This window comes from Chryseobacterium sp. Mn2064 (assembly GCF_049319685.1).
Classification (GTDB): Bacteria; Bacteroidota; Bacteroidia; order Flavobacteriales; family Weeksellaceae; genus Chryseobacterium.
This window is the reverse complement of sequence record NZ_JBMOUE010000001.1, coordinates 432,647-451,745: the sequence shown is the minus strand read 5'-3', so window position 1 is coordinate 451,745 and position 19,099 is coordinate 432,647. Positions and strand designations below refer to the sequence as shown.

At 36.2% G+C, this 19,099-nt stretch carries 18 protein-coding genes; 7 read left to right on the top strand and 11 right to left on the bottom strand.

All coding sequences use genetic code 11. The features are described from left to right. Nucleotides 1-55 precede the first annotated feature (55 nt). From ACL9RH_RS02030 to ACL9RH_RS02015, 4 genes are all read left to right on the top strand, one after another. A complete protein-coding gene (locus tag ACL9RH_RS02030) occupies nucleotides 56-1,219 on the top strand; it encodes an iron-containing alcohol dehydrogenase (RefSeq protein ID WP_422691657.1) in 1,164 nt (387 codons plus the stop codon). Between the two features lie 294 nt (nucleotides 1,220-1,513). Further along, complete coding sequence (locus ACL9RH_RS02025) at nucleotides 1,514-1,975, top strand: lipocalin family protein (protein WP_422691656.1); 462 nt, start codon at nucleotides 1,514-1,516, stop codon at nucleotides 1,973-1,975. 64 nt (nucleotides 1,976-2,039) lie between these two features. Then, nucleotides 2,040-2,696, top strand: a complete 657-nt coding sequence (locus ACL9RH_RS02020) for a GDSL-type esterase/lipase family protein (RefSeq protein WP_422691655.1) — start codon at nucleotides 2,040-2,042, stop codon at nucleotides 2,694-2,696. A gap of 9 nt (nucleotides 2,697-2,705) precedes the next feature. After that, on the top strand, nucleotides 2,706-3,680 hold the full coding sequence (locus ACL9RH_RS02015; RefSeq protein ID WP_422691654.1) for a tetratricopeptide repeat protein: 975 nt from the start codon (nucleotides 2,706-2,708) through the stop codon (nucleotides 3,678-3,680). Between the two features lie 36 nt (nucleotides 3,681-3,716). On the opposite strand, the gene ACL9RH_RS02010 is transcribed toward ACL9RH_RS02015, so the two are convergent. From ACL9RH_RS02010 to ACL9RH_RS02000, 3 genes are all read right to left on the bottom strand, one after another. Beyond that, nucleotides 3,717-5,069, bottom strand: coding sequence for a DEAD/DEAH box helicase (locus ACL9RH_RS02010; protein ID WP_422691653.1), 1,353 nt, complete (start codon nucleotides 5,067-5,069; stop codon nucleotides 3,717-3,719). Nucleotides 5,070-5,198: 129 nt separating this feature from the next. After that, entirely contained in the window at nucleotides 5,199-5,708 is a 510-nt protein-coding gene (locus ACL9RH_RS02005; protein ID WP_422691652.1) for a hypothetical protein, read from the bottom strand. A 67-nt stretch (nucleotides 5,709-5,775) separates the two neighbouring features. Continuing rightward, nucleotides 5,776-7,425 (bottom strand): ABC1 kinase family protein, encoded by a 1,650-nt coding sequence (locus ACL9RH_RS02000; RefSeq protein ID WP_422691651.1) that lies wholly within the window; start codon nucleotides 7,423-7,425, stop codon nucleotides 5,776-5,778. An 86-nt stretch (nucleotides 7,426-7,511) separates the two neighbouring features. On the opposite strand from ACL9RH_RS02000, the gene ACL9RH_RS01995 reads away from it, so the two are divergent. Further along, nucleotides 7,512-8,324 carry a tetratricopeptide repeat protein gene (locus tag ACL9RH_RS01995; RefSeq protein WP_422691650.1) on the top strand — a complete coding sequence of 271 codons (813 nt, stop codon included), beginning with the start codon at nucleotides 7,512-7,514 and terminating at the stop codon, nucleotides 8,322-8,324. A 128-nt stretch (nucleotides 8,325-8,452) separates the two neighbouring features. Then, a complete protein-coding gene (locus ACL9RH_RS01990) occupies nucleotides 8,453-8,623 on the top strand; it encodes a hypothetical protein (protein ID WP_422691649.1) in 171 nt (56 codons plus the stop codon). 58 nt (nucleotides 8,624-8,681) lie between these two features. Here the strand turns inward: ACL9RH_RS01990 and ACL9RH_RS01985 are convergent, their stop codons facing one another. Continuing rightward, a complete protein-coding gene (locus ACL9RH_RS01985) occupies nucleotides 8,682-10,184 on the bottom strand; it encodes a nitrilase-related carbon-nitrogen hydrolase (RefSeq protein WP_422691648.1) in 1,503 nt (500 codons plus the stop codon). A gap of 54 nt (nucleotides 10,185-10,238) precedes the next feature. Here ACL9RH_RS01985 and ACL9RH_RS01980 point away from each other — a divergent pair, with 54 nt between their 5' ends. Continuing rightward, entirely contained in the window at nucleotides 10,239-10,733 is a 495-nt protein-coding gene (locus ACL9RH_RS01980; RefSeq protein WP_422691647.1) for a hypothetical protein, read from the top strand. Between the two features lie 126 nt (nucleotides 10,734-10,859). Here the strand turns inward: ACL9RH_RS01980 and guaA are convergent, their stop codons facing one another. The 7 genes from guaA to ACL9RH_RS01945 form a co-directional block, all read right to left on the bottom strand. Beyond that, the gene (gene guaA / locus ACL9RH_RS01975) at nucleotides 10,860-12,407 is read right to left on the bottom strand and encodes a glutamine-hydrolyzing GMP synthase (protein ID WP_422692648.1); all 1,548 of its coding nucleotides are present in this window, start codon (nucleotides 12,405-12,407) and stop codon (nucleotides 10,860-10,862) included. Between the two features lie 155 nt (nucleotides 12,408-12,562). Continuing rightward, nucleotides 12,563-13,801 (bottom strand): phosphoribosylamine--glycine ligase, encoded by a 1,239-nt coding sequence (gene purD, locus ACL9RH_RS01970; RefSeq protein WP_422691646.1) that lies wholly within the window; start codon nucleotides 13,799-13,801, stop codon nucleotides 12,563-12,565. An 89-nt stretch (nucleotides 13,802-13,890) separates the two neighbouring features. Then, a complete protein-coding gene (gene purH / locus ACL9RH_RS01965) occupies nucleotides 13,891-15,408 on the bottom strand; it encodes a bifunctional phosphoribosylaminoimidazolecarboxamide formyltransferase/IMP cyclohydrolase (protein ID WP_422691645.1) in 1,518 nt (505 codons plus the stop codon). Between the two features lie 138 nt (nucleotides 15,409-15,546). Next, the gene (gene purN / locus ACL9RH_RS01960; RefSeq protein WP_422691644.1) at nucleotides 15,547-16,110 is read right to left on the bottom strand and encodes a phosphoribosylglycinamide formyltransferase; all 564 of its coding nucleotides are present in this window, start codon (nucleotides 16,108-16,110) and stop codon (nucleotides 15,547-15,549) included. 75 nt (nucleotides 16,111-16,185) lie between these two features. After that, a complete protein-coding gene (gene purM, locus ACL9RH_RS01955; RefSeq protein ID WP_422691643.1) occupies nucleotides 16,186-17,178 on the bottom strand; it encodes a phosphoribosylformylglycinamidine cyclo-ligase in 993 nt (330 codons plus the stop codon). A gap of 282 nt (nucleotides 17,179-17,460) precedes the next feature. Beyond that, entirely contained in the window at nucleotides 17,461-18,012 is a 552-nt protein-coding gene (locus tag ACL9RH_RS01950) for an NADPH-dependent FMN reductase (protein WP_422691642.1), read from the bottom strand. 37 nt (nucleotides 18,013-18,049) lie between these two features. Next, nucleotides 18,050-18,778 (bottom strand): pirin family protein, encoded by a 729-nt coding sequence (locus ACL9RH_RS01945; protein WP_422691641.1) that lies wholly within the window; start codon nucleotides 18,776-18,778, stop codon nucleotides 18,050-18,052. Between the last annotated feature and the right edge of the window lie 321 nt (nucleotides 18,779-19,099).

Genomic DNA, 19,099 nt, shown 5'->3' with positions numbered 1-19,099 from the left:
TTAACTCAATTTTCCTTTTTCATTCCGTAAATTTGGGTTAAAATAAATTTAGACAATGCTTAATTTCGAATTTAAAAATCCGACTAAAATACTTTTTGGAAAAGGTGAAATTGCTAAGATTTCCAGTGAAATTCCAAAAGATGCTAAAATATTAATGATCTACGGTGGTGGAAGCATTAAAAATAATGGAGTGTATGATCAGGTAAAAGAAGCGCTTAAAGATCATGAACTCTATGAATTTGGAGGAGTTCCTGCCAACCCTGAATATGAAGTACTGGTTAATGCTTTAAGCTTTATCAAGGAGAAAAATATTACTTTCCTTCTTGCTGTAGGAGGTGGATCTGTAATTGACGGAACCAAATTCATTTCTGCCGCAGCCCATTATAATGGAGAACCTTGGGAAATTCTAAAAAAACCGGTAAGAACTTTTGAAGGAGAAGGAATGCCTTTCGGAAGTATTTTAACGCTGCCTGCTACCGGATCTGAAATGAATTCCGGATATGTGATCTCAAGGAGAGAAACTAATGAGAAACTGGCTTCTGGGGGTCCGGGACTTTTCCCTCAGTTTTCAGTGTTAGATCCGGAAGTAATCAAATCTATCCCTAAGAACCAGATTGTCAACGGAATTACTGACGCTTATACCCACGTATTGGAACAGTATATGACAGCCCCTTCTTCCGCTGATCTACAGGAAAGAATTGCAGAAAGTATTCTGATCAGTCTACAGGAAACAGCACCTAAAGTATTGGCAGATGATTTCAACTACGATGCTGCAGGAAACTTTATGTGGTGTTGTACAATGGCTCTCAACGGATTGATTCAGAAGGGAGTGATCACAGATTGGGCTGTACACGCTATGGGGCACGAACTTACAGCTTATTTTGGTATAGACCATGCAAGAACGCTTGCCATTATCGCTCCTTCTCACTACCGTTACAATTTTGAAGATAAAAAAGGAAAACTGGCTCAGTATGCAGAAAGAGTTTGGGGAATTAAAGACGGAACAGTAGAAGAAAAAGCTGAGCTGGGAATCAAAAAGCTTGAGGAATTCTTCCACAGCCTTCACATCAAAACCAAACTATCTGAATATACAGAAGATTATAAAGGAACAGCTGAAAGAGTTGAAAAAGCTTTCACAGACAGAAACTGGCTTGGACTTGGAGAATATAAAAAACTGACTCCAAAAGATGCTTTGAAAATTGTTGAAATGAGCTATTAAAATAAGCTCTGTTCAAGATTTTTAATTATCACATTGTCTGGTTTAGTTAATCTGAACCGGATCTCAATTTATATCAGAAGCGGGCTAAAGCCCGCTTCTTTTGAATAGTTTTTGGTATTCCTATTGAAACAATTCATCATCAATAATTATTCTTTTTTTCATATTTAACATTCTAAAGTCCGGGGTACATTTTCAATAATGCACTTATTTATAAACATTTGTTTAGAAAATCATGATTTCATTACGGATATTTCAAATTTATTTATATTTTAGCATATTCTTAAATTTGTGAAAATGAAAAAACAGCTACTTTTATTTGCCTTTTCAGCCCTGGCACTTACTTCTTGTAAAGATGATAATCTCGATGCATACGAAATGGACATCATGAAAGGGGATTGGAAGGAAGTAAAAAGAGAAATAATTTCCGGAAAAGATAATAAAACAGTGCTTTACAGTGAAGTTTTAACAGGGTGTGAAACAAAAAATACACTCTTCCTAAGAACAGATTATTATGTAAGTTACACCGCTTATACCGGAACCGGAGCAGACTGTCACCCTTCCGACAAAACCGAAGGAACTTATACTTATAGTGCTGACTCAAAAATTTTAGGGATTAAATTTGATAAAGAAGCTCCTTCAAATTATAAAATTGAAGTTCTAACAAACAAAGACCTGAGAATGGCTCAACAATTCGGAAACATAGATATCAACGGAGATAAAATTCCGGATATTCCTTATGTTACTTACAAAAGATAAATGATAAACTCCCGCTGATCGGGAGTTTTTTATTACTTTTATCTGAAATTTAAATTTGAAAATAATGAAGAAGATTCTATCAGCATTTCTATTGCTGTATTTTACCATTGCGTTTTCACAGGAAACGAAACCTATGTTCTGGCAGGACATTCAGGAATTCAAAAAACTTGATCAACAAAATCCTCCGGCAAAAGATGCCATTCTTTTTATAGGAAGTTCATCTTTTACAAAATGGACAGATGTAGCAGATTACTTCCCGGGAAAAACCATTATCAACAGAGGATTTGGTGGCTCCCGACTGATGGATCTTAACTATTTTGCGAATGATCTTCTGTCACCTTATCAGCCTAAACAAATCATTATCTACTGTGGTGAAAATGATTTTGCAGACAATCATAATCTAAAAGCTGATGAAGTTGTCAACAGATACAAAGACTTCTACCAAAAAATACGTGAGAAATTTCCTACTATTGAAGTAGATTATATCTCAATGAAGTACTCTCCGAGCAGAGAAGAACTTTGGCCTCAAATGAAGGAAAGTAATAAAAAAATTGCCGCTTTTATGAAAAAACAGCGCAACGCTAAATTCATTGATGTCACCAAGGCCATGGAAGACTCAAACGGAAAAGTAAGGAAAGATATTTTTGTGGAAGACATGCTTCACTTCAAACCTGAAGGATACAAAATCTGGGCAAAGATTCTTACTCCCTATTTAAAATAACCCCCAACCATGATAAAAAAACAAATAACCATTTTAACTTTTATTTTACTTTCATCTTTACTGTTTGCTCAGAAAAAAAATGACAAACCAGACAATGAAGCTGTGTTAAAAGAAATTTCAGATGGAGCCTGCAAATGTACAGATTCTATTAAATTAGCTAACAGAAAGAAAGAAGATATCCTGAAAGATGTGCACGACTGTATTGATAAACGTACAGGAGCTCTACAGGTTTCTACCCTTTTGCTAGGAGCGGAAGAATTATCCCAAAAAGCCCCTGAGGTGAACGGGAAAAAGCAGATTAATTTAACGTTCAATACAAATAAAGACTCGAAACAGTACAAAGAGAGTTATAACAGAATTGAGCGCTATCTGATGCAAAATTGCGAAAGTGTAAAAAGGGCTACCATGACTTCAGAAACCAGCTACGATAAGTTCTCAAAGAATGATACAGCGATTGATTTCTATCAGAAAGCGATAGATGCCTCTAAAAAGGAGAACTGGAAAGATGCCATTCAGAATTATGAGCAAGCTGTAAAGGCTGATCCAAAATTTATTTATGCATGGGATAATCTGGGAATCTGTTACAGAAGAGTTGGAGAATATGATAAAGCACTGAATGCCTATAAACAGTCATTAGCCGTAGATCCAAAAGGTAAAATGCCTTTACAGAACATACCGATAGCCTATATATACAAAAAAGAATATCAGAAAGCTATTGATGCCTATAATGATTTTGATAAAATATATCCCAATGATCCGGAGGTTTATTATGGAATAGGACAAATCTACTTCGCGAATCTGAAAGATCATGAAAAAGCGCTTGATTATACCTGTAAAGCATACAGAATTTACAATGATCAGAAATCTCCTTACCGTTCTGATGCAGAAGCTGTAATAAGCCGCATCTACAAGAGTATGAAAGAGGAAAACAAGACAGAGAAGTTCAGAGAAATTTTAAAGAGCAATAATATTAAATTTGATTAAAAATAAAACTCCCAGTTTAATCTGGGAGTTTTTGTTTTATTTCTTTCTCTTCGATTTAGAGATTGCTTTCTGTTGAGCTCTGTTAGCCCCAAATTTCTTAGGTGCTTTTCTCTTCGAAGGACCACCCCAGTTTTCTTTTGTATTTTTCGCTTTCTTTTCATGGAAAGCACCTCCTCCTTCATTCAGTTTTACCTGAGCAGGGTTTTTCATAACCACCTGATCTTCCTCTGCAGCGATCTTTTTAGGATTAATTTTCACCCCTTCAGGGAAGTCGATAAACTTCAAATCTTTGTCCATCAACAATTCGATGTCCAGAATTAAAGCTTCTTCTTTTTTAGTTACAAACGTAACAGCCTTACCTTCTTTATCTGCTCTACCGGTTCTACCGATTCTGTGAATATACTGCTCAGGAATATCCGGAGTTTCAAAGTTGATGACATGGGTAATGTTTGAAATATCCAGACCTCTTGCCATTACATCAGTGGTAATAAGTCCGCGGATCTCTTCATTTTCAAATCTCTTCATTGCCTTAAGTCGGTAATTCTGAGACTTGTTGGAATGGATCACATCAAACTGTTCCGGGAAAAGTTCATCAATTTTAGTAAAAAGTAAATCAGCGTGTCTTTTATTATTATTGAAAATCAAAACCTTAGACATATCTGTATCATTCTTCAACAAATGTTCAAGAAGGTTGATTTTTGTATTGAAGTTTTCAACTTTATATCCTGTCTGTTCAATTTTTTCAAGTGGAGTTCCAGATTTTGCCAATGAAATTTCTACCGGACTGGCGAAATATACATCCAGCATTTCATCTACCGCTTCTGTCATGGTTGCTGAGAAAAGGATATTCTGTCTTTTCTCTTTCATCATTTCAAAAATATGACTAAGCTGTGGTCTGAAACCAAGGTTAAGCATCTCGTCAAACTCATCTATGATCAGTTTCTGTACTTCTTTCAGAGAGATTGCATTATCTATAGCAAGATCCATTACTCTCCCCGGAGTTCCTACCAGAATATCACAACCATCATTGAACAACAATTTCTGGGTATTAATATTCTTTCCTCCATAGATACCAATAACTCTTGCAGTAATATTTTCTGTCAGTTTCTCAACAATTTCCGTTACCTGTACCACCAATTCTCTTGTAGGAACAAGTATCAAAACCGTTGGGTTTCCTGATTTGCTGTATTTCCAGGTTTTAAGAACGGGCAAAAGGTAAGCTAATGTTTTTCCGGTTCCGGTTTGTGCAATTCCCATTACATCTCTTCCGGAAAGAATAGGTTTCAAGCTCTTCTCCTGAATAGGAGTAGGCTCAAATAATTCCAAATCCGCCAAAACATCAAGAATTTTAACCGGCAGGTCAAAATCTGCAAAAGTGAGTTTTTCCATTTTGCAAAGATACGTATTTAATTAAAAGTTGAAAATTACAGGTAAGGAATTGGTGAATTGAAATTTCTGCTTACTCTTTACACGGCCATTTTTCTAGCAGTAACAGGGTAAAACTTCTATTTATTACGTCTAATTCACTTTAACGCTGTAGCTTTTTATTTTGATATCATCATCTTTCCATTTGCTGGTTGTAATAATAACATTTCCTTTCTTTTTGGGATCTTTTTTGATGGGAAACTTATCTTCCTCCCACTGGTTGCAGTGTGTAGATATAGGAGAAACGAGGGGTTTCCAAACTCCTTTGGTCAAGGTATAAACATAGAAAGGATGCCAGCAGCTTGTACACCAGTCGGGATAAAAGCCAATTTCATCTTTTCCATCTCCATTAAGATCTCCAAGGTTATAAATCGTCCCCGATTTTGCTGGGGAAATAGTAAAAGAAGGTATTTTTTTGTCGCTGAAAGAAATCGTGGTATCACACTTCCCATCACATTCATCACTACAATCGGTCACTTTTGCAGAAACATATTCTTTTGTCCCGTTTCCGTCAAAATCACCGGAAATCTTTTCTGAACTTCCTTCTTGGGCATTACAAAAGGAAGCCAATAGAACTGCAGATGTTATAATAAGGGTTTTCATTGTTATTTTATTGAAAAATATTAGAGTTTTTGTTTAAAAATTTATTAGGCTTTTTTCTGACTCTTTGTTATTTTCTTGTGACTCTCAGCAAAAGGATCAAAACCAGAACCATTGAAAAAATAAAACCAAGCACTGCAACCAGAGACAACTCTCCTATTCTAGGTCCCGATTCTGAAGCAAAAACAATAGCCGTTGCAATGATATTTGCTCCTAAAATCATGGCCAGGATTAAGTTAACAACACTGGATTTGATGAGCTGATTGGTCTTTTCAAGATTCTTGATCTCACCGGATACCGTAAATTTATTTTCATCCAGCTTTTGAAGAACAGAACGGAGCTCTTTGGGAATTTCATCTACATTGTCTGTGAAATTCATCATCCGGTCCATTCCTGTCTTTAAAAGGTTTTTAGGACTTATTTTTTTTGTGAAGATCTTTTTGGTATAAGGATGAAGGCTCTTTACAATATCCAAATCCGGATTGATAGTTCTTCCCACTCCTTCTATCAGGCTTATTCCTTTGAAAAGAAGGTAAAAATAATCCGGCATATACAGACTGTTGTCCTTCAGGATATCCTTCATCTTATTAATGATCACTTGAACGTTGATATCCTGTAAAGAAGAGCTATGAACAAAGTTCAGAATGTCTTCCACATCACCTTCAAATCTTCTTTCATCAGGTATTTCATAGCTTATGGCCATTTTTTTAAGGTAACGGACAATTTTATGCGGATTTTTGGCGACAAAGCTTACAATGAGATTTTCAAGAATTTCTTTATCGTTCGGTTGAATTTTCCCTACGGCTCCAAAATCAATAAAAACTACTTTTCCGTCTTTTTTAACGAGAATATTTCCGGCGTGCGGATCAGCATGGAAGAATCCGTAATCTAAAATCTGGGAAACGAAAAGTCTTAATCCTACTTCTGAAACTTTCACAGGATCAATTCCATTCTCCAGAAGAGCGGTTTTATCCGTCACCTTCACACCGTCAATGAATTCCATACAAAGAATATTGTTGTTGGAAAATTCTTCGTAAACCTTAGGAACGTATGTTTCTTTGTTATTTTTAAAATTGAGACGGAACTGCTGAATATTATTTCTCTCGTTGATCAGGGAAACTTCTTCCAGTAATGATTTTTCAAAGGTAGAAATTGCCTGTTTCAGATTGAGTTTCTCTCCTATTTCCGAATACGTGGAGATCAGTTTTTCGATATCTTTAATCAGCAGCAAATCGTCTTCAATAACTGACTGTACATCCGGTTTTTTGAGTTTCAGAATAACAGGTGAACCATCCAACAGAAAAGCTTTGTACACTTGCGCAATGGAAGCTGTAGCCAAAGGTTTCTTTTGAATTTCTCTAAAGTAATCTTTAACAGAAATATTGAATTCGTTTTCCAACGCTTCTTCAACATCCATTTCTATCATTTCTACCTTATCCTGAAGCTTTTGAAGCTCTTGAATAAGCTCGGGAGGTAAAAGATCTTCCCGATTACTGAATGACTGTCCAAGCTTCACAAAAGTAGGCCCCAATTCTTCCAAAGCCAATCTGATTCTTTCATAAACGGTTCCTTTTGAAATAATTTCATCAGAATTTCCTGAAGCATCTTCCTGCTTATTTCCTCCATTCATTCTTGCCAAAAGATCTTTAAAACCATATTTACTCAATACGGAAATCAATCTGGCGGACCTTTTCAGTTTTCTTTGCTGCTTGTCGAACATAATATATTAATAGTGGTGCAATTTACTCCAAAAACTATTCCTATTTTTCATTAAATTCGGAAACTTAGAACTAATAAACCTTACCCATGAGAAAAACTCTATTTCTATTATTTTGTCTGATCAATTTCCACTTCCTTTTCGCTCAATCCAATTATGATTTAGGTTATAAAGAATATGACAAGGAAAACTTTCAAAAAGCCATCTCTTATTTTGACAAAGCAATTAGTAAAAAACAAAATATTTTTGATGCTTATCTGTATAGAGGAATGTCCTATTTCTACTTATATGATGCCAAAAAAGCTAAAGAAGATTTCGACAAAGTTCTCGCATTAGATCCAAAAAATTCTATGGTATATTCTTTTTACGGAAAATATTATGCATTAACCAATCAGTTTGATAAAGCTATAGAAAGTTATACGATTGCATTGGAAAGAATGCCCGATGATTATAGATTATATGGAGAAAGAGGGGCTGCAAAAGCTGAAGTGGGCCAATATGCTGAAGCACTTGAAGACACCGATCTCTCTGTACAAAAGCTCCCTAACAATTACCGTGGGTATCTGAACCGTGGATATGTCAAAATGCGTATCGACAAATATGCTGATGCACTAGAAGATCTTACCACTTCATTATCAATAAAAAAATCAGAAAAAGGATATGAACACAGAGGTACCGCTTATGCTTTATTAAGAAAATATGATGCTGCATTACAGGATTTTGAAAAGGCTCTGGAATACAATCCAAATAATCCTCTGGTTCTTTATTATCAGGGAGAAGTATTATTATCTTCAGGACAGAAAGAAAAAGCGTGCAAAAGTCTGTTGAAAAGTAAACAATTAGGGAATAAAGAGATTGATGATGTTATTTCTAAAGCTAAATGCACAGAGAGTAATAATTAAAAACAATAACACATAATCAACATTTTAAAGAATAAAAATCAACCATAATAATAAAAACAATCATTTCTCATAAAATTTTATATATTTACGTCTTACAAATTAAAACAAACCAATAAAAGTATTACAACATGAAAAATTTACGTAGCAAACTTTCAAGAGAGCAGCTAAAAAGTATTTCAGGAAGCGGTCTTATTGATATCAATATCCCGAACTGCTCCAACCAGTGCTGCCCAACTGACGGAAGACCAAGATGTCCAAGACTGATCTGTCCGGCAGTAGTATGCCCTCACAACGATTAATTTGTTTTAAAAAAATTTTAGGTAAAATAAAAACAGAATGCTAATGCATTCTGTTTTGTTATTTAAGATAGGTATCATAAAGATCTCTTCGACGGTCTTTCATCACCTGAACGGAGCCATTGTGATGAAGATCTTTCAGTAAATTCAAATCGACGTCTACAATTAAGGTCATTTCCGTATTGGGTGTCGCTTCTCCTTTCACTGCATTGGATGGAAAAGCAAAGTCTGAAGGGGTAAATACGGCAGCCTGCCCAAACTGGATATCCATGTTATTTACTTTCGGAAGATTCCCTACACAACCTGCAATAGCGACATAGCATTCATTTTCTATGGCTCTTGCTGCGGCACAGTGGCGGACTCTCATATAGGCATTCTGTGTATCTGTAAGGTAAGGCACAAACAGAATTTTCATCCCCTGATCGGCCAATATTCTTGGTAATTCAGGGAATTCTACGTCATAGCAGATGACGAGACCTATTTTTCCGCAGTCGGTATCAAAAACTTTAATTTCGTTTCCGCCTTTCATACCGTAATATCTTTTCTCATTTGGGGTGATGTGGATCTTTCGGTATTCATCTCTCCGGCCGTCACGATGAAGGAGATAACTTACGTTATACAGTTCATTATTTTCAAAAACGGGCATACTTCCGGAAATAATATTTACATTATAACTGATGGCCAACTCTGAAATTTTTTCTTTGATCTGTTCGGTAAGTTTAGCCAGCTCTATCATACTGTCTCTTTCCGAAAGGTTGTTGAAAGGAGCAAGCAAAGGCGTATTGAACAATTCCGGGAAAAGCACAAAGTCTGATTTGTAGTCACCCATTACATTCACAAAAAATTCTACCTGTTCATAAAAAGCCTCAATATCTTTGAAATGTCTCATCTGCCATTGTACCAATCCCAGACGGATGATACTGTCCTGCATGGTATTGGGCCGTTTGCTGTAGTAAATATTGTTCCATTGCAGAAGAACGGCATTTTCTCTGGAAGCTTCATCCTCAGGAAGATATTTTCTCAAGACTCTGATGGGTAGAAAATTATTCGAAAGCTGGAAAGACAAAACCGGATCGTAAATTTCTTTATCTCTTACTCTTCGAATATACTCTCTTGGAGAAAGTTCGTGGCTGTATTTATGGTAATTCGGGATTCTGCCACCCAAGACAATTGATTTCAGGTTTAACAATTCACAAAGCTCTTTTCGGGCATCATATAATCTTCTTCCCAGTCGCAGTTCACGAAATTCCGGGTCAACAAAAACCTCAATTCCATAGAGAACGTTTCCTGTAGAAGAATGGGTGTTGAAGGTATAATTTCCTGTAATATCGCTGTAAGTATGGTCATCTCCAAATTCTTCATAATTGACGATGATAGAAAGGGCAACAGCGGCTAATTTCCCGTCAACAGTAATGCATATCTGCCCGTTTGGAAATATTCTTGTCAGTTTTTCAATACTTTTTTTAGACCATATAGATTCTGACATTTGAGGATATGCTCTCTTCATGGTTTGGGCCAGCTCTTCATAATCCTGAACGGTCAGAGGTCTTGTTTCTATTTGCATTTGATGTAATTTTACTTAAATTTAGGAAAAAAAAGACAAATCAGTCCATTTTAAATGATAAAGAGAGTCTTCAAATACTTAATCATAGGTACTATAAGTGTATTATTTTTTGTTTATTTATTCCTACCATTTGTTTCTAATTATGCGGGCTGGTATGGCTATAGTAAATGGAAATACAGAACAGCAACAGATAACATACAAGAGTCCAAAAACAGATATGTTTTTGTAAAACAATTGAATTATAAAATCGTAGATTCTGCAGGTTATAAAAATTTCCATTTTACTCCTTATTTTGAAAAAGGCTTTAAATATGGTAAACATTCTTCAGAAGACACCAGAATCATTCATAACTCTGCTTATCCATACAATATCTGCTATGAAAGGAATTTAAATGAATCTATTACTCTACGTTTTACTGAAGACAGTGTAAAAAAATTAGACAGTTCAGATGCTGTCTGGGGATATTCAAAAACTCCATACTTAAAAGATACTTTAACGTTGATTATCGAAGGGCGGCACAAACATACCGGATTAATAAAAATCTGGTAGGTAAAATTTTAGAAAAAGATAGCATCCAAAAAAATTCACATTCTATATAATCTTCTCAGATCATCAATTTTAACAAAAAAATCCCACCCAAAACGGGCAGGATTTATATTTAAATTCAAGTCAAAATTATTCCCACTCAATTGTTGCAGGTGGTTTGCTTGAAATATCGTAAGCTACTCTGTTGATTCCTCTTACTTCGTTGATGATTCTGCTTGAAACAGTATCAAGGAATTCGTAAGGAAGTCTGCTCCAAGTTGCTGTCATGAAGTCGATGGTATTGGCAGAACGAACTACAGCTGTATATTCATATGTTCTTTCGTCTCCCATTACTCCTACAGATTTTACAGGAAGAAGAACTACGAAAGCCTGAGATACTTTTTCGTAAAGATCGTTTTTGTATAATTCTTCGATAAAGATATCGTCAGCTTCCTGAAGGATTCTTACTTTCTCAGCATCTACCGCTCCCAATACTCTGATTCCTAATCCAGGACCTGGGAAAGGGTGTCTGTATACCATATGATGAGGAATACCTAATTCTTCTCCTACTCTTCTTACTTCATCTTTGAAAAGTTCTCTTAATGGCTCTAATAATTCGAATTCCATATCTTCAGGAAGTCCTCCAACGTTGTGGTGAGACTTAATCACTGCAGATGGTCCGTTGACAGACTGGCTTTCGATAACGTCAGGATAAATTGTTCCCTGAGCTAAGAATTTGGCACCTTCAATTTTATGAGATTCTTCATCAAAAACATGGATAAACTCATTTCCGATGATTTTTCTTTTCGCTTCAGGATCATCTACTCCTGCTAATTTGGAAAGGAATCTATCCTGAGCATCTACCATTTTAATGTTCATATGGAAATGTTCTCCATACTGATCCATTACTTTTTTCCCTTCATCCTTTCTTAATAATCCCGTATCTACGAAGATACAAGTCAACTGATCACCAATTGCTTTGTGGATCAAAACAGCAGCTACAGAAGAGTCAACACCTCCTGAAAGTCCAAGGATTACTTTATTGTCTCCTACTTTCTCACGAATTTCTTCAACTGTTTTTTCAATATAGTTGGTCAGTTTCCAGTTTTTCTCTGAATTACAGATTCCAAATACGAAATTTTCAAGCATTTTTGCTCCTTCTTCTGTATGAGAAACTTCCGGGTGGAACTGAACACAGTAGATTTTACTTTCTTCATTAGAGATAGAAGCAATTACGCCTGATTTCGCATTTAATTCAAAACCTGAAGGCAGTTCTCCTACTTCGTCAAAGTGGCTCATCCAAACTACAGAGTTCTGAGTTACCCCTTTCAATAAAGAACTTTCTTTAACGATTTCAAGATTAGCTTTTCCGTATTCTCCTTTTTCTCCTTTGTTTACTTTTCCTCCTAAAAGGTGAGCCGTCATCTGCATTCCGTAGCAAATTCCCAATACAGGAATGCCTTGTTCGTATAATGCTTTTTCAACCAGGTGAGCATTTTCTGCATTTACAGAACTTGGTCCACCGGAAAGGATAATTCCTTTTGGCTGTTTTGCTAAAATATCTTGTAATGGTGTATTGTAAGGTAAGATTTCAGAGTATACACCCATCTCACGGATTCTTCTTCCGATAAGCTGGTTGTACTGGGATCCGAAATCTAAAATAATAATACCGTTGTTCATTTTTGATAATTGATAAATGATGATTAATTTAAAAGCTTTAAGCTATAGGCTTCAGACTATAAGCTTTCTATACTGCAATAAGCATAATGCCTGTAGCATAAAGCTTATTGCTTACTTTACTGTTTTACAAAAAAAGACTTGGAATAGCTCCAAATCTTTTTTCGTGATTTTTATTAAAACTTTCCGATGTCTTCTCTGTAGAAGCCGTAATCGAAATGTACATGACTTGCGTCTTCATAAACTTTCTTGCGAGCGTCTTCGAAAGTAGCACCTGTAGCCACAATATTCAGAACTCTACCTCCATTGGAAACCACTTTATCTCCTTTGCTGATTGCTCCGGCGTATAAAAGTTTACTGTGTTTTACTTTATCTTCTCCTGTGATTTCGAAACCTGTTTCGATGTTTCTCGGATAACCTCCTGAGCACATTACCAGACACACTGCTTTTTCGTCTTTAAATTTAAGCTGAATGTCTTTTCCTTCCATACAGTCCTGGATCACATCTAAAAGATTGTTTTCCATAAGAGCCATCAATACCTGAGTTTCAGGATCTCCGAATCTCATATTGTATTCAAGAAGGTACGTTCCGTTTTTCGTAACCATCAATCCGAAGAAGATGATTCCTTTAAATCCGAAACCTTCTGCCTTAAGACCTTTGATGGTAGGCTCCAGGATATTTTTCTCGAAATCTGCATAGTGCTCCTGAGTAAATTCCGGGCTTGGTGCTATTGAACCCATACCTCCTGTATTAGGCCCTGTATCTCCGTTTCCGGCTTTTTTATAATCTTTTGCTGCTACGCAAGGGAATAATTTTTCACCGTTAGAGAAAGCAATGATAGAAGCTTCAAAACCTTGTAAATATTCTTCAATAACTAAACGGATCCCGGCATCTCCATAGATTCTTCTGATCATGAAATCGTGGATGGTAGCTTCAGCTTCTTCAAGAGTGTCACAAATAACAACTCCTTTTCCACCTGCTAAACCACTTGCCTTGATCACTAAAGGATATTGCTGTGTCTGCACATATTCTTTAGCTTCGTTGTAGGAATCAAATACAACAGCTTTTGCTGTTTTGATATCATAGGTCTGCATAAATTTCTTAGAGAAAGCTTTACTTCCTTCAAGGCTTGCTACTTTCTGAGTAGGACCGAAAACTTTAAGATCGTGCTTTTTAAATTCGTCCTTTAAACCTGCTACAAGAGGAGCCTCAGGACCTACGATCGTAAGATCAATCTTTTCTTTAATAGCGAAATCTCTAAGTTCTTTGATTTCTGATAAATGAACATTTTTCCCTATTACATCGGTAGTCGCATTCCCGTTAGCAAAAAACATTTTAGAAATTCTTGAGTCATTCTGTAGCTTTGCCGCTAAAGCAGATTCTCTACCGCCTTCACCTATGATTAATATTCTCATACTTTATTTATTATCTAGTCTTAATTTACAAATATATAATTTTGAATGCTATAAATACAATCCCTAATTATTTTTTAATTCTATTTTAATTAGTGGAAAAAGTGTCTAACACCTGTAAACATCATGGGTATATTGTGCTCGTTTGCCGCTTCTATACTGTCCTGATCTTTTACACTTCCACCTGGCTGAATGATCGCTTTGATACCTTCCTGAGCGCAGAAATCTACCACATCACGGAAAGGGAAAAATGCATCTGAAGCTAATACTAAATCTCCTGAGAATTTTTCTTTTGCTCTTTCGATAGCCTGTTGTGTTGCCCAGATTCTGTTAACCTGTCCGCCACCGATACCGAATGCCTGGATTCCGTTGGAAACCACGATCGCATTTGATTTTACATATTTTACCACTCTCTGAGAGAAAAGCAATGCTTTTTTCTGCTCTTCCGTAGGTTGAGTTTCAGTAACTACTTTAATATCATCAGAGAAATGAAGGTCATTATCCTGAACCAAAATACCACCGTCTACTTTTACCCAAGTCTGTTTGTCTGAAACCGGGTTTACGATTTTGATGATTCTCAGATTTTTCTTTTTTCTTAAAACTTCCAGCGCTTCTTCGTCAAAGTCAGGAGCCATTACAATCTCAAGGAAAGTTTTGTTGAGCTCCTCAGCTGTTGCTGCATCGATCTTATAGTTCATAGCAACAATTCCGCCAAAGATGGAAACCGGATCACATTCGAAAGTTTTCTGGTAAGTTTCCAATGCAGAAGTTCCGATGGCCACTCCACAAGGAGTAGAGTGCTTCACTGCGCAACAAGCCATTTCTTCTTTGAACTCAGTCACTACTTTCCAGCAAAGGTCCATATCACGAAGATTATTGAAAGAAAGCTCTTTACCTCCAAGCTGTTCGAAGTCTTTCATGGCTCCGTTTTCGAAAGTTGAAACGTAGTACGCTGCAGTCTGATGTGGGTTTTCTCCATATCTTAGGTCAGATACTTTTTTGTAAGAAGCGTTTAGATATGTAGGATATTCTTCATCTAAAAGCATTCTTGAGATAGCAGCGTCATAAGCAGAAGTAAGGTTAAATACTTTTCCTGCAAGCTTTTTACGGGTTTCGATGTAAGTATCCCCGTTTTGTTCCATTTCAATTTTTACAGTCGTGTAATCTTCTACGTCGGTAATTACAGTAACAGAATCAAAGTTTTTGGCTGCAGAACGAAGCATTGACGGACCACCGATATCGATAAATTCCACTTTCTCGTGTAAAGAAATGTTTTTATTCACATTTTCAAAGAAAGGGTAAAGGTTTACGATCACCATGTCTATCAGACCAATTCCGTGTTCCTGAACTGTTTTCATGTGCTCTTCATTGCTACGAACAGCCAACAATCCTCCGTGTACTTTTGGGTGTAATGTTTTCACCCTTCCGTCCAGCATTTCAGGGAAATTGGTTACCTCATCAATTTGAATAGGATTTAAACCAGCGTCTTTCAAATGTTTGAACGTTCCTCCTGTAGAGATCAACTCATAATTCTGAGCTTCCAAAAACTGCGCGAATTCTATTAATCCACTTTTGTCAGAAACACTGATTAAAACTCTCTTTTTACTCATTTTACTTTCAATTTTTTACTTTTTACAGCTATTTCAAACTGTGCTCGGGTCTTTCACCTCCGAACTTACTTTTATTTTACTTAGATTTTTTGCTAATGCAGCAATGCATTCCTATTTTAAGGATACACTGTTATATTTTTAATTTCCTAGGACCTTATTGATCGCTATTGGAAATATTTCATATTCAATCTCATGAACTTTCTGCGCCAGTGTCTCAGGCGTATCGTCAGCTGTTACTTCAAAAGACTTCTGAAGAATAGCTTCTCCTTCATCAATACCCGGTGTTACAAAATGTATGGTAGCTCCACTTTCTTTTTCTCCGGCTTCAATAACGGCATTATGAACGTTCATTCCCCACATTCCTTTTCCTCCAAATTTCGGAAGCAATGCCGGATGAATATTGATTATTTTACCATTCCAGTTGTCACAGAATTCCGATTTTAAGATGGATAAAAAGCCTGCCAAAACAATCAAATCTGTATTTTCTGGGATTACTTTAACCAACTCGCTGCTTAAGTTCTTTCCTCTCGGAATGAGTATATTTTCTATATTGTGATTCTTTGCTCTTTCCAGTCCGAAACATTCTCTGTCTGCGACTACCAATGTTACTTTTGCATTTTGAATTTCTCCTGCTTCAATAGTATCAATGATTCTCTGCAGATTGGTTCCTGAACCGGATACGAGTACAACGATATTCTTCATTATTTAGATGTTAGATGTCAGATTTAAGATTATAGACTTACCGTCTGATGTCTAGGATCTGAAATCTGATGTCATTTAAAATTTCAAATCAATTTTCTCTGCTCCTTCAGTGATTTCTCCGATTTCGTAAGCATCATCTAAAAGGTGTAACACTTTTTCAGCATGTTCAGCGTCTACAACGATTACCATTCCTACACCCATATTGAATGTTCCGTGCATTTCTTCACGTTTTACTCCACCTCTTTTTTCAAGCTCAAGCATTACGCTAGGAATTCTGATTTTTGTTTCGTCGATAGAAGCACAAAGACCTTCAGGAATAATTCTTGGAACGTTTTCGTAAAGGCCACCTCCTGTGATGTGAGCAATTCCTTCTACTTTTACTTCTTCCAATACTTTATGAATATCTTTATAGTATAGTCTTGTTGGAACTAAAAGGGTTTCATATAAAGGTTTTCCTTCAAATTCTTCTTCGAAGTTCGGGAATACTTTTCTTACTAAAGAGAATCCGTTGGAGTGGAATCCTGAGCTTGGTAATGCAATGATCTTATTACCTGCTTTGATTTTTGACCCGTCAATGATCTGATCTTTTTCTACGATTCCAACGCAGAATCCTGCAACATCATAATCTCCCGGTTGATACATACCTGGCATTTCAGCAGTTTCTCCACCAATTAAAGCACAGTTATTATCTTTACATGCTTCCACCATTCCTAAAACGATTTCAGCTGCGATTTCAGAATCAAGTTTTCCACAAGCTAAATAATCCAGGAAGAATAAAGGTTTTGCTCCGTGACAAAGGATATCGTTGGCACACATTGCGAAACAGTCTATTCCGATAGAGCCATATTTTTTAGTATCTAAAGCCACTTTCAGCTTGGTTCCTACTCCATCTGTTCCTGAAACAAGGACCGGATTTTTATATCCTCCGATTTCATAGAATGCACCAAAGCTCCCCAAATGATTCAATACATTGGAATTGTGGGTTTCACCGACCGCTTTTTTGATCTTGTCAACCGTTTTGTATCCTTCTTCTTTGTCTACTCCTGCTGATTTGTAAGTGTTGCTCATGTCTGCTTAGATTTTTAGATATTGGATTCAGATTTCAGATGATTTATTGTTGGCATCTGATGTCTTACGTCTTCTTATCTTTTAATATTTCAATTACTTTTTATACTCGATTTTAGAAAACAAAAAAGCCGACAATCTTTTCAGATTATCGGCCGTTATTTTATCTCAGAATTTCAGAGCCCACAATTTTCCCTTTATGAGAAAAACATTGTTTATAGGAGGTCTGAATTTTCATCTCTTTTCTTTTTGCAAAAATAGTAATTTTAAATGAATATTCAAATTCTATTTTTCAAGGATGGTTTCGATGGCTGCAATCTTCTTGATTTTTTCTTTTAATTCGCTGTTTTTCTCTTCATTAGAAATTTTCTGTTCAGCTTTATCAAAGTTATCATTAAAGAACGGAAGTGAAAAAGTTTCCACCACATTTCCACCGTGGAAAGGGAAACGCTTCGATGCTGCTTCCAAAACTCCTGCTCCACCTCTACCACCTGGGGATGTAGACATCAATAACATTGGCACCTCATTCCAAACGGTTCTGTCTTTGATTCTGGATACCCAGTCGAATACATTTTTGAATGCTGTAGAGTAAGTTCCGTTGTGCTCTCCCAAAGCCACTAATAATACCTCTGCATTATCAATTTTTGCTGCGAAATCGTGCGCTTCCTGAGGAACACCGTTTGCTAATTCTCTTTCATGTTTATAGATTGGCATTTCGAAAGGGTTCAAGTCAATCACCTCAACTTCTGCATTTTCGAATAATGTTGATGCATAAGCTACCAACTGCTTGTTCATTGAAACTTCTGAGTTGCTTCCTGCTATTGCTAAAATTTTCATATATGATACTTATTTTTAAGATTACAAATTTAGTTTTTTATTTAAGATAAGATGGTAATTCCATTGGGACTTCCATTAATAGTATTTCAGTGTCTTCTACAGCTTCGATATTAAAACTTTGAGTATCCCAGATGCCCAATCCGTCTCTTTCGTTCAGCACGCGGTCTCCCACTTTTGCGCTTCCTTTTAAAACAAAAGCATACACTCCGTTTCCTTTTTTGTTCAGCATATAGTTTTTACCATTTCCTTTTGTAAAATTGGCCAGATTGAACCATGCATCCTGATGAATCCAAACCCCGTCATCATTTTTATTGGGAGATAATATCTGTTGAAATCCATTGATCTTTTCTCCTTCTTTAATACTTTTCTGGTCGTATCTAGGCTCTACATTCAATTCTCTTGGGAAAACCCAGATCTGTAAGAACTTTACCTCTTCATCTTTATTCTTATTGTATTCGCTGTGCATTACTCCGGTTCCGGCACTCATCACCTGGATTTCTCCTTTTTTGATCACCGCAGTAGTTCCCATTGAATCTTTATGTTCCAAATCTCCTTCCAAAGGAATTGAAATAATTTCCATATCTCTGTGAGGGTGTGTTCCGAAGCCCATTCCCTGGGAAACGGTATCATCATTTAATACTCTTAATACTCCAAAATTCGTTCTGTCTCCGTTTTGATAGTTGGCAAAACTGAATGTATGGTAAGAATTTAACCAGCCATGATTGGCGTGGCCTCTTGAATCTGCTTTATGATATACTGTTTTCATTTTTGTGATTATTTATGGTACAAATGTACAGCATATGGCTGTGGGAATTGTTGATGTAGGTTAAGAAAGGAAATAGGAAGTAAAAAAGGCCTATACGACTTGTAAATTATGATCACAAAGAGGTTTAATCACGCAAAGGAATAAATAATTTTAAAATTACAATCCGTTTTTAAAGCGCAACGATATTATCTGCGATAAAATTTCATGCTAGATATCTTTTCTTCTGAAGATTTAGCAGAATAAATAAGCGCGACATTTCGGTTATCTATGAAAGAGTATCATATTCCGAATATAAAGGATAGATTTTAAGTTTTGGCTAAA

Excerpts from the sequence above, each read along its gene's own strand:
- ACL9RH_RS02025 (WP_422691656.1), top strand. The coding sequence starts at position 1,514 with ATGAAAAAACAGCTACTTTTATTTGCCTTTTCAGCCCTGGCACTTACT.
- ACL9RH_RS01990 (WP_422691649.1), top strand. The coding sequence starts at position 8,453 with ATGAAAAATTTACGTAGCAAACTTTCAAGAGAGCAGCTAAAAAGTATT.
- ACL9RH_RS02015 (WP_422691654.1), top strand. The coding sequence starts at position 2,706 with ATGATAAAAAAACAAATAACCATTTTAACTTTTATTTTACTTTCATCT.
- ACL9RH_RS01980 (WP_422691647.1), top strand. The coding sequence starts at position 10,239 with ATGATAAAGAGAGTCTTCAAATACTTAATCATAGGTACTATAAGTGTA.
- purN (WP_422691644.1), bottom strand. The coding sequence starts at position 16,110 with ATGAAGAATATCGTTGTACTCGTATCCGGTTCAGGAACCAATCTGCAG.
- ACL9RH_RS02020 (WP_422691655.1), top strand. The coding sequence starts at position 2,040 with ATGAAGAAGATTCTATCAGCATTTCTATTGCTGTATTTTACCATTGCG.
- purH (WP_422691645.1), bottom strand. The coding sequence starts at position 15,408 with ATGAGTAAAAAGAGAGTTTTAATCAGTGTTTCTGACAAAAGTGGATTA.
- purM (WP_422691643.1), bottom strand. The coding sequence starts at position 17,178 with ATGAGCAACACTTACAAATCAGCAGGAGTAGACAAAGAAGAAGGATAC.
- ACL9RH_RS02030 (WP_422691657.1), top strand. The coding sequence starts at position 56 with ATGCTTAATTTCGAATTTAAAAATCCGACTAAAATACTTTTTGGAAAA.
- ACL9RH_RS01995 (WP_422691650.1), top strand. The coding sequence starts at position 7,512 with ATGAGAAAAACTCTATTTCTATTATTTTGTCTGATCAATTTCCACTTC.
- ACL9RH_RS01950 (WP_422691642.1), bottom strand. The coding sequence starts at position 18,012 with ATGAAAATTTTAGCAATAGCAGGAAGCAACTCAGAAGTTTCAATGAAC.
- ACL9RH_RS02010 (WP_422691653.1), bottom strand. The coding sequence starts at position 5,069 with ATGGAAAAACTCACTTTTGCAGATTTTGACCTGCCGGTTAAAATTCTT.
- purD (WP_422691646.1), bottom strand. The coding sequence starts at position 13,801 with ATGAGAATATTAATCATAGGTGAAGGCGGTAGAGAATCTGCTTTAGCG.
- ACL9RH_RS02000 (WP_422691651.1), bottom strand. The coding sequence starts at position 7,425 with ATGTTCGACAAGCAGCAAAGAAAACTGAAAAGGTCCGCCAGATTGATT.
- ACL9RH_RS01985 (WP_422691648.1), bottom strand. The coding sequence starts at position 10,184 with ATGCAAATAGAAACAAGACCTCTGACCGTTCAGGATTATGAAGAGCTG.
- ACL9RH_RS02005 (WP_422691652.1), bottom strand. The coding sequence starts at position 5,708 with ATGAAAACCCTTATTATAACATCTGCAGTTCTATTGGCTTCCTTTTGT.
- ACL9RH_RS01945 (WP_422691641.1), bottom strand. The coding sequence starts at position 18,778 with ATGAAAACAGTATATCATAAAGCAGATTCAAGAGGCCACGCCAATCAT.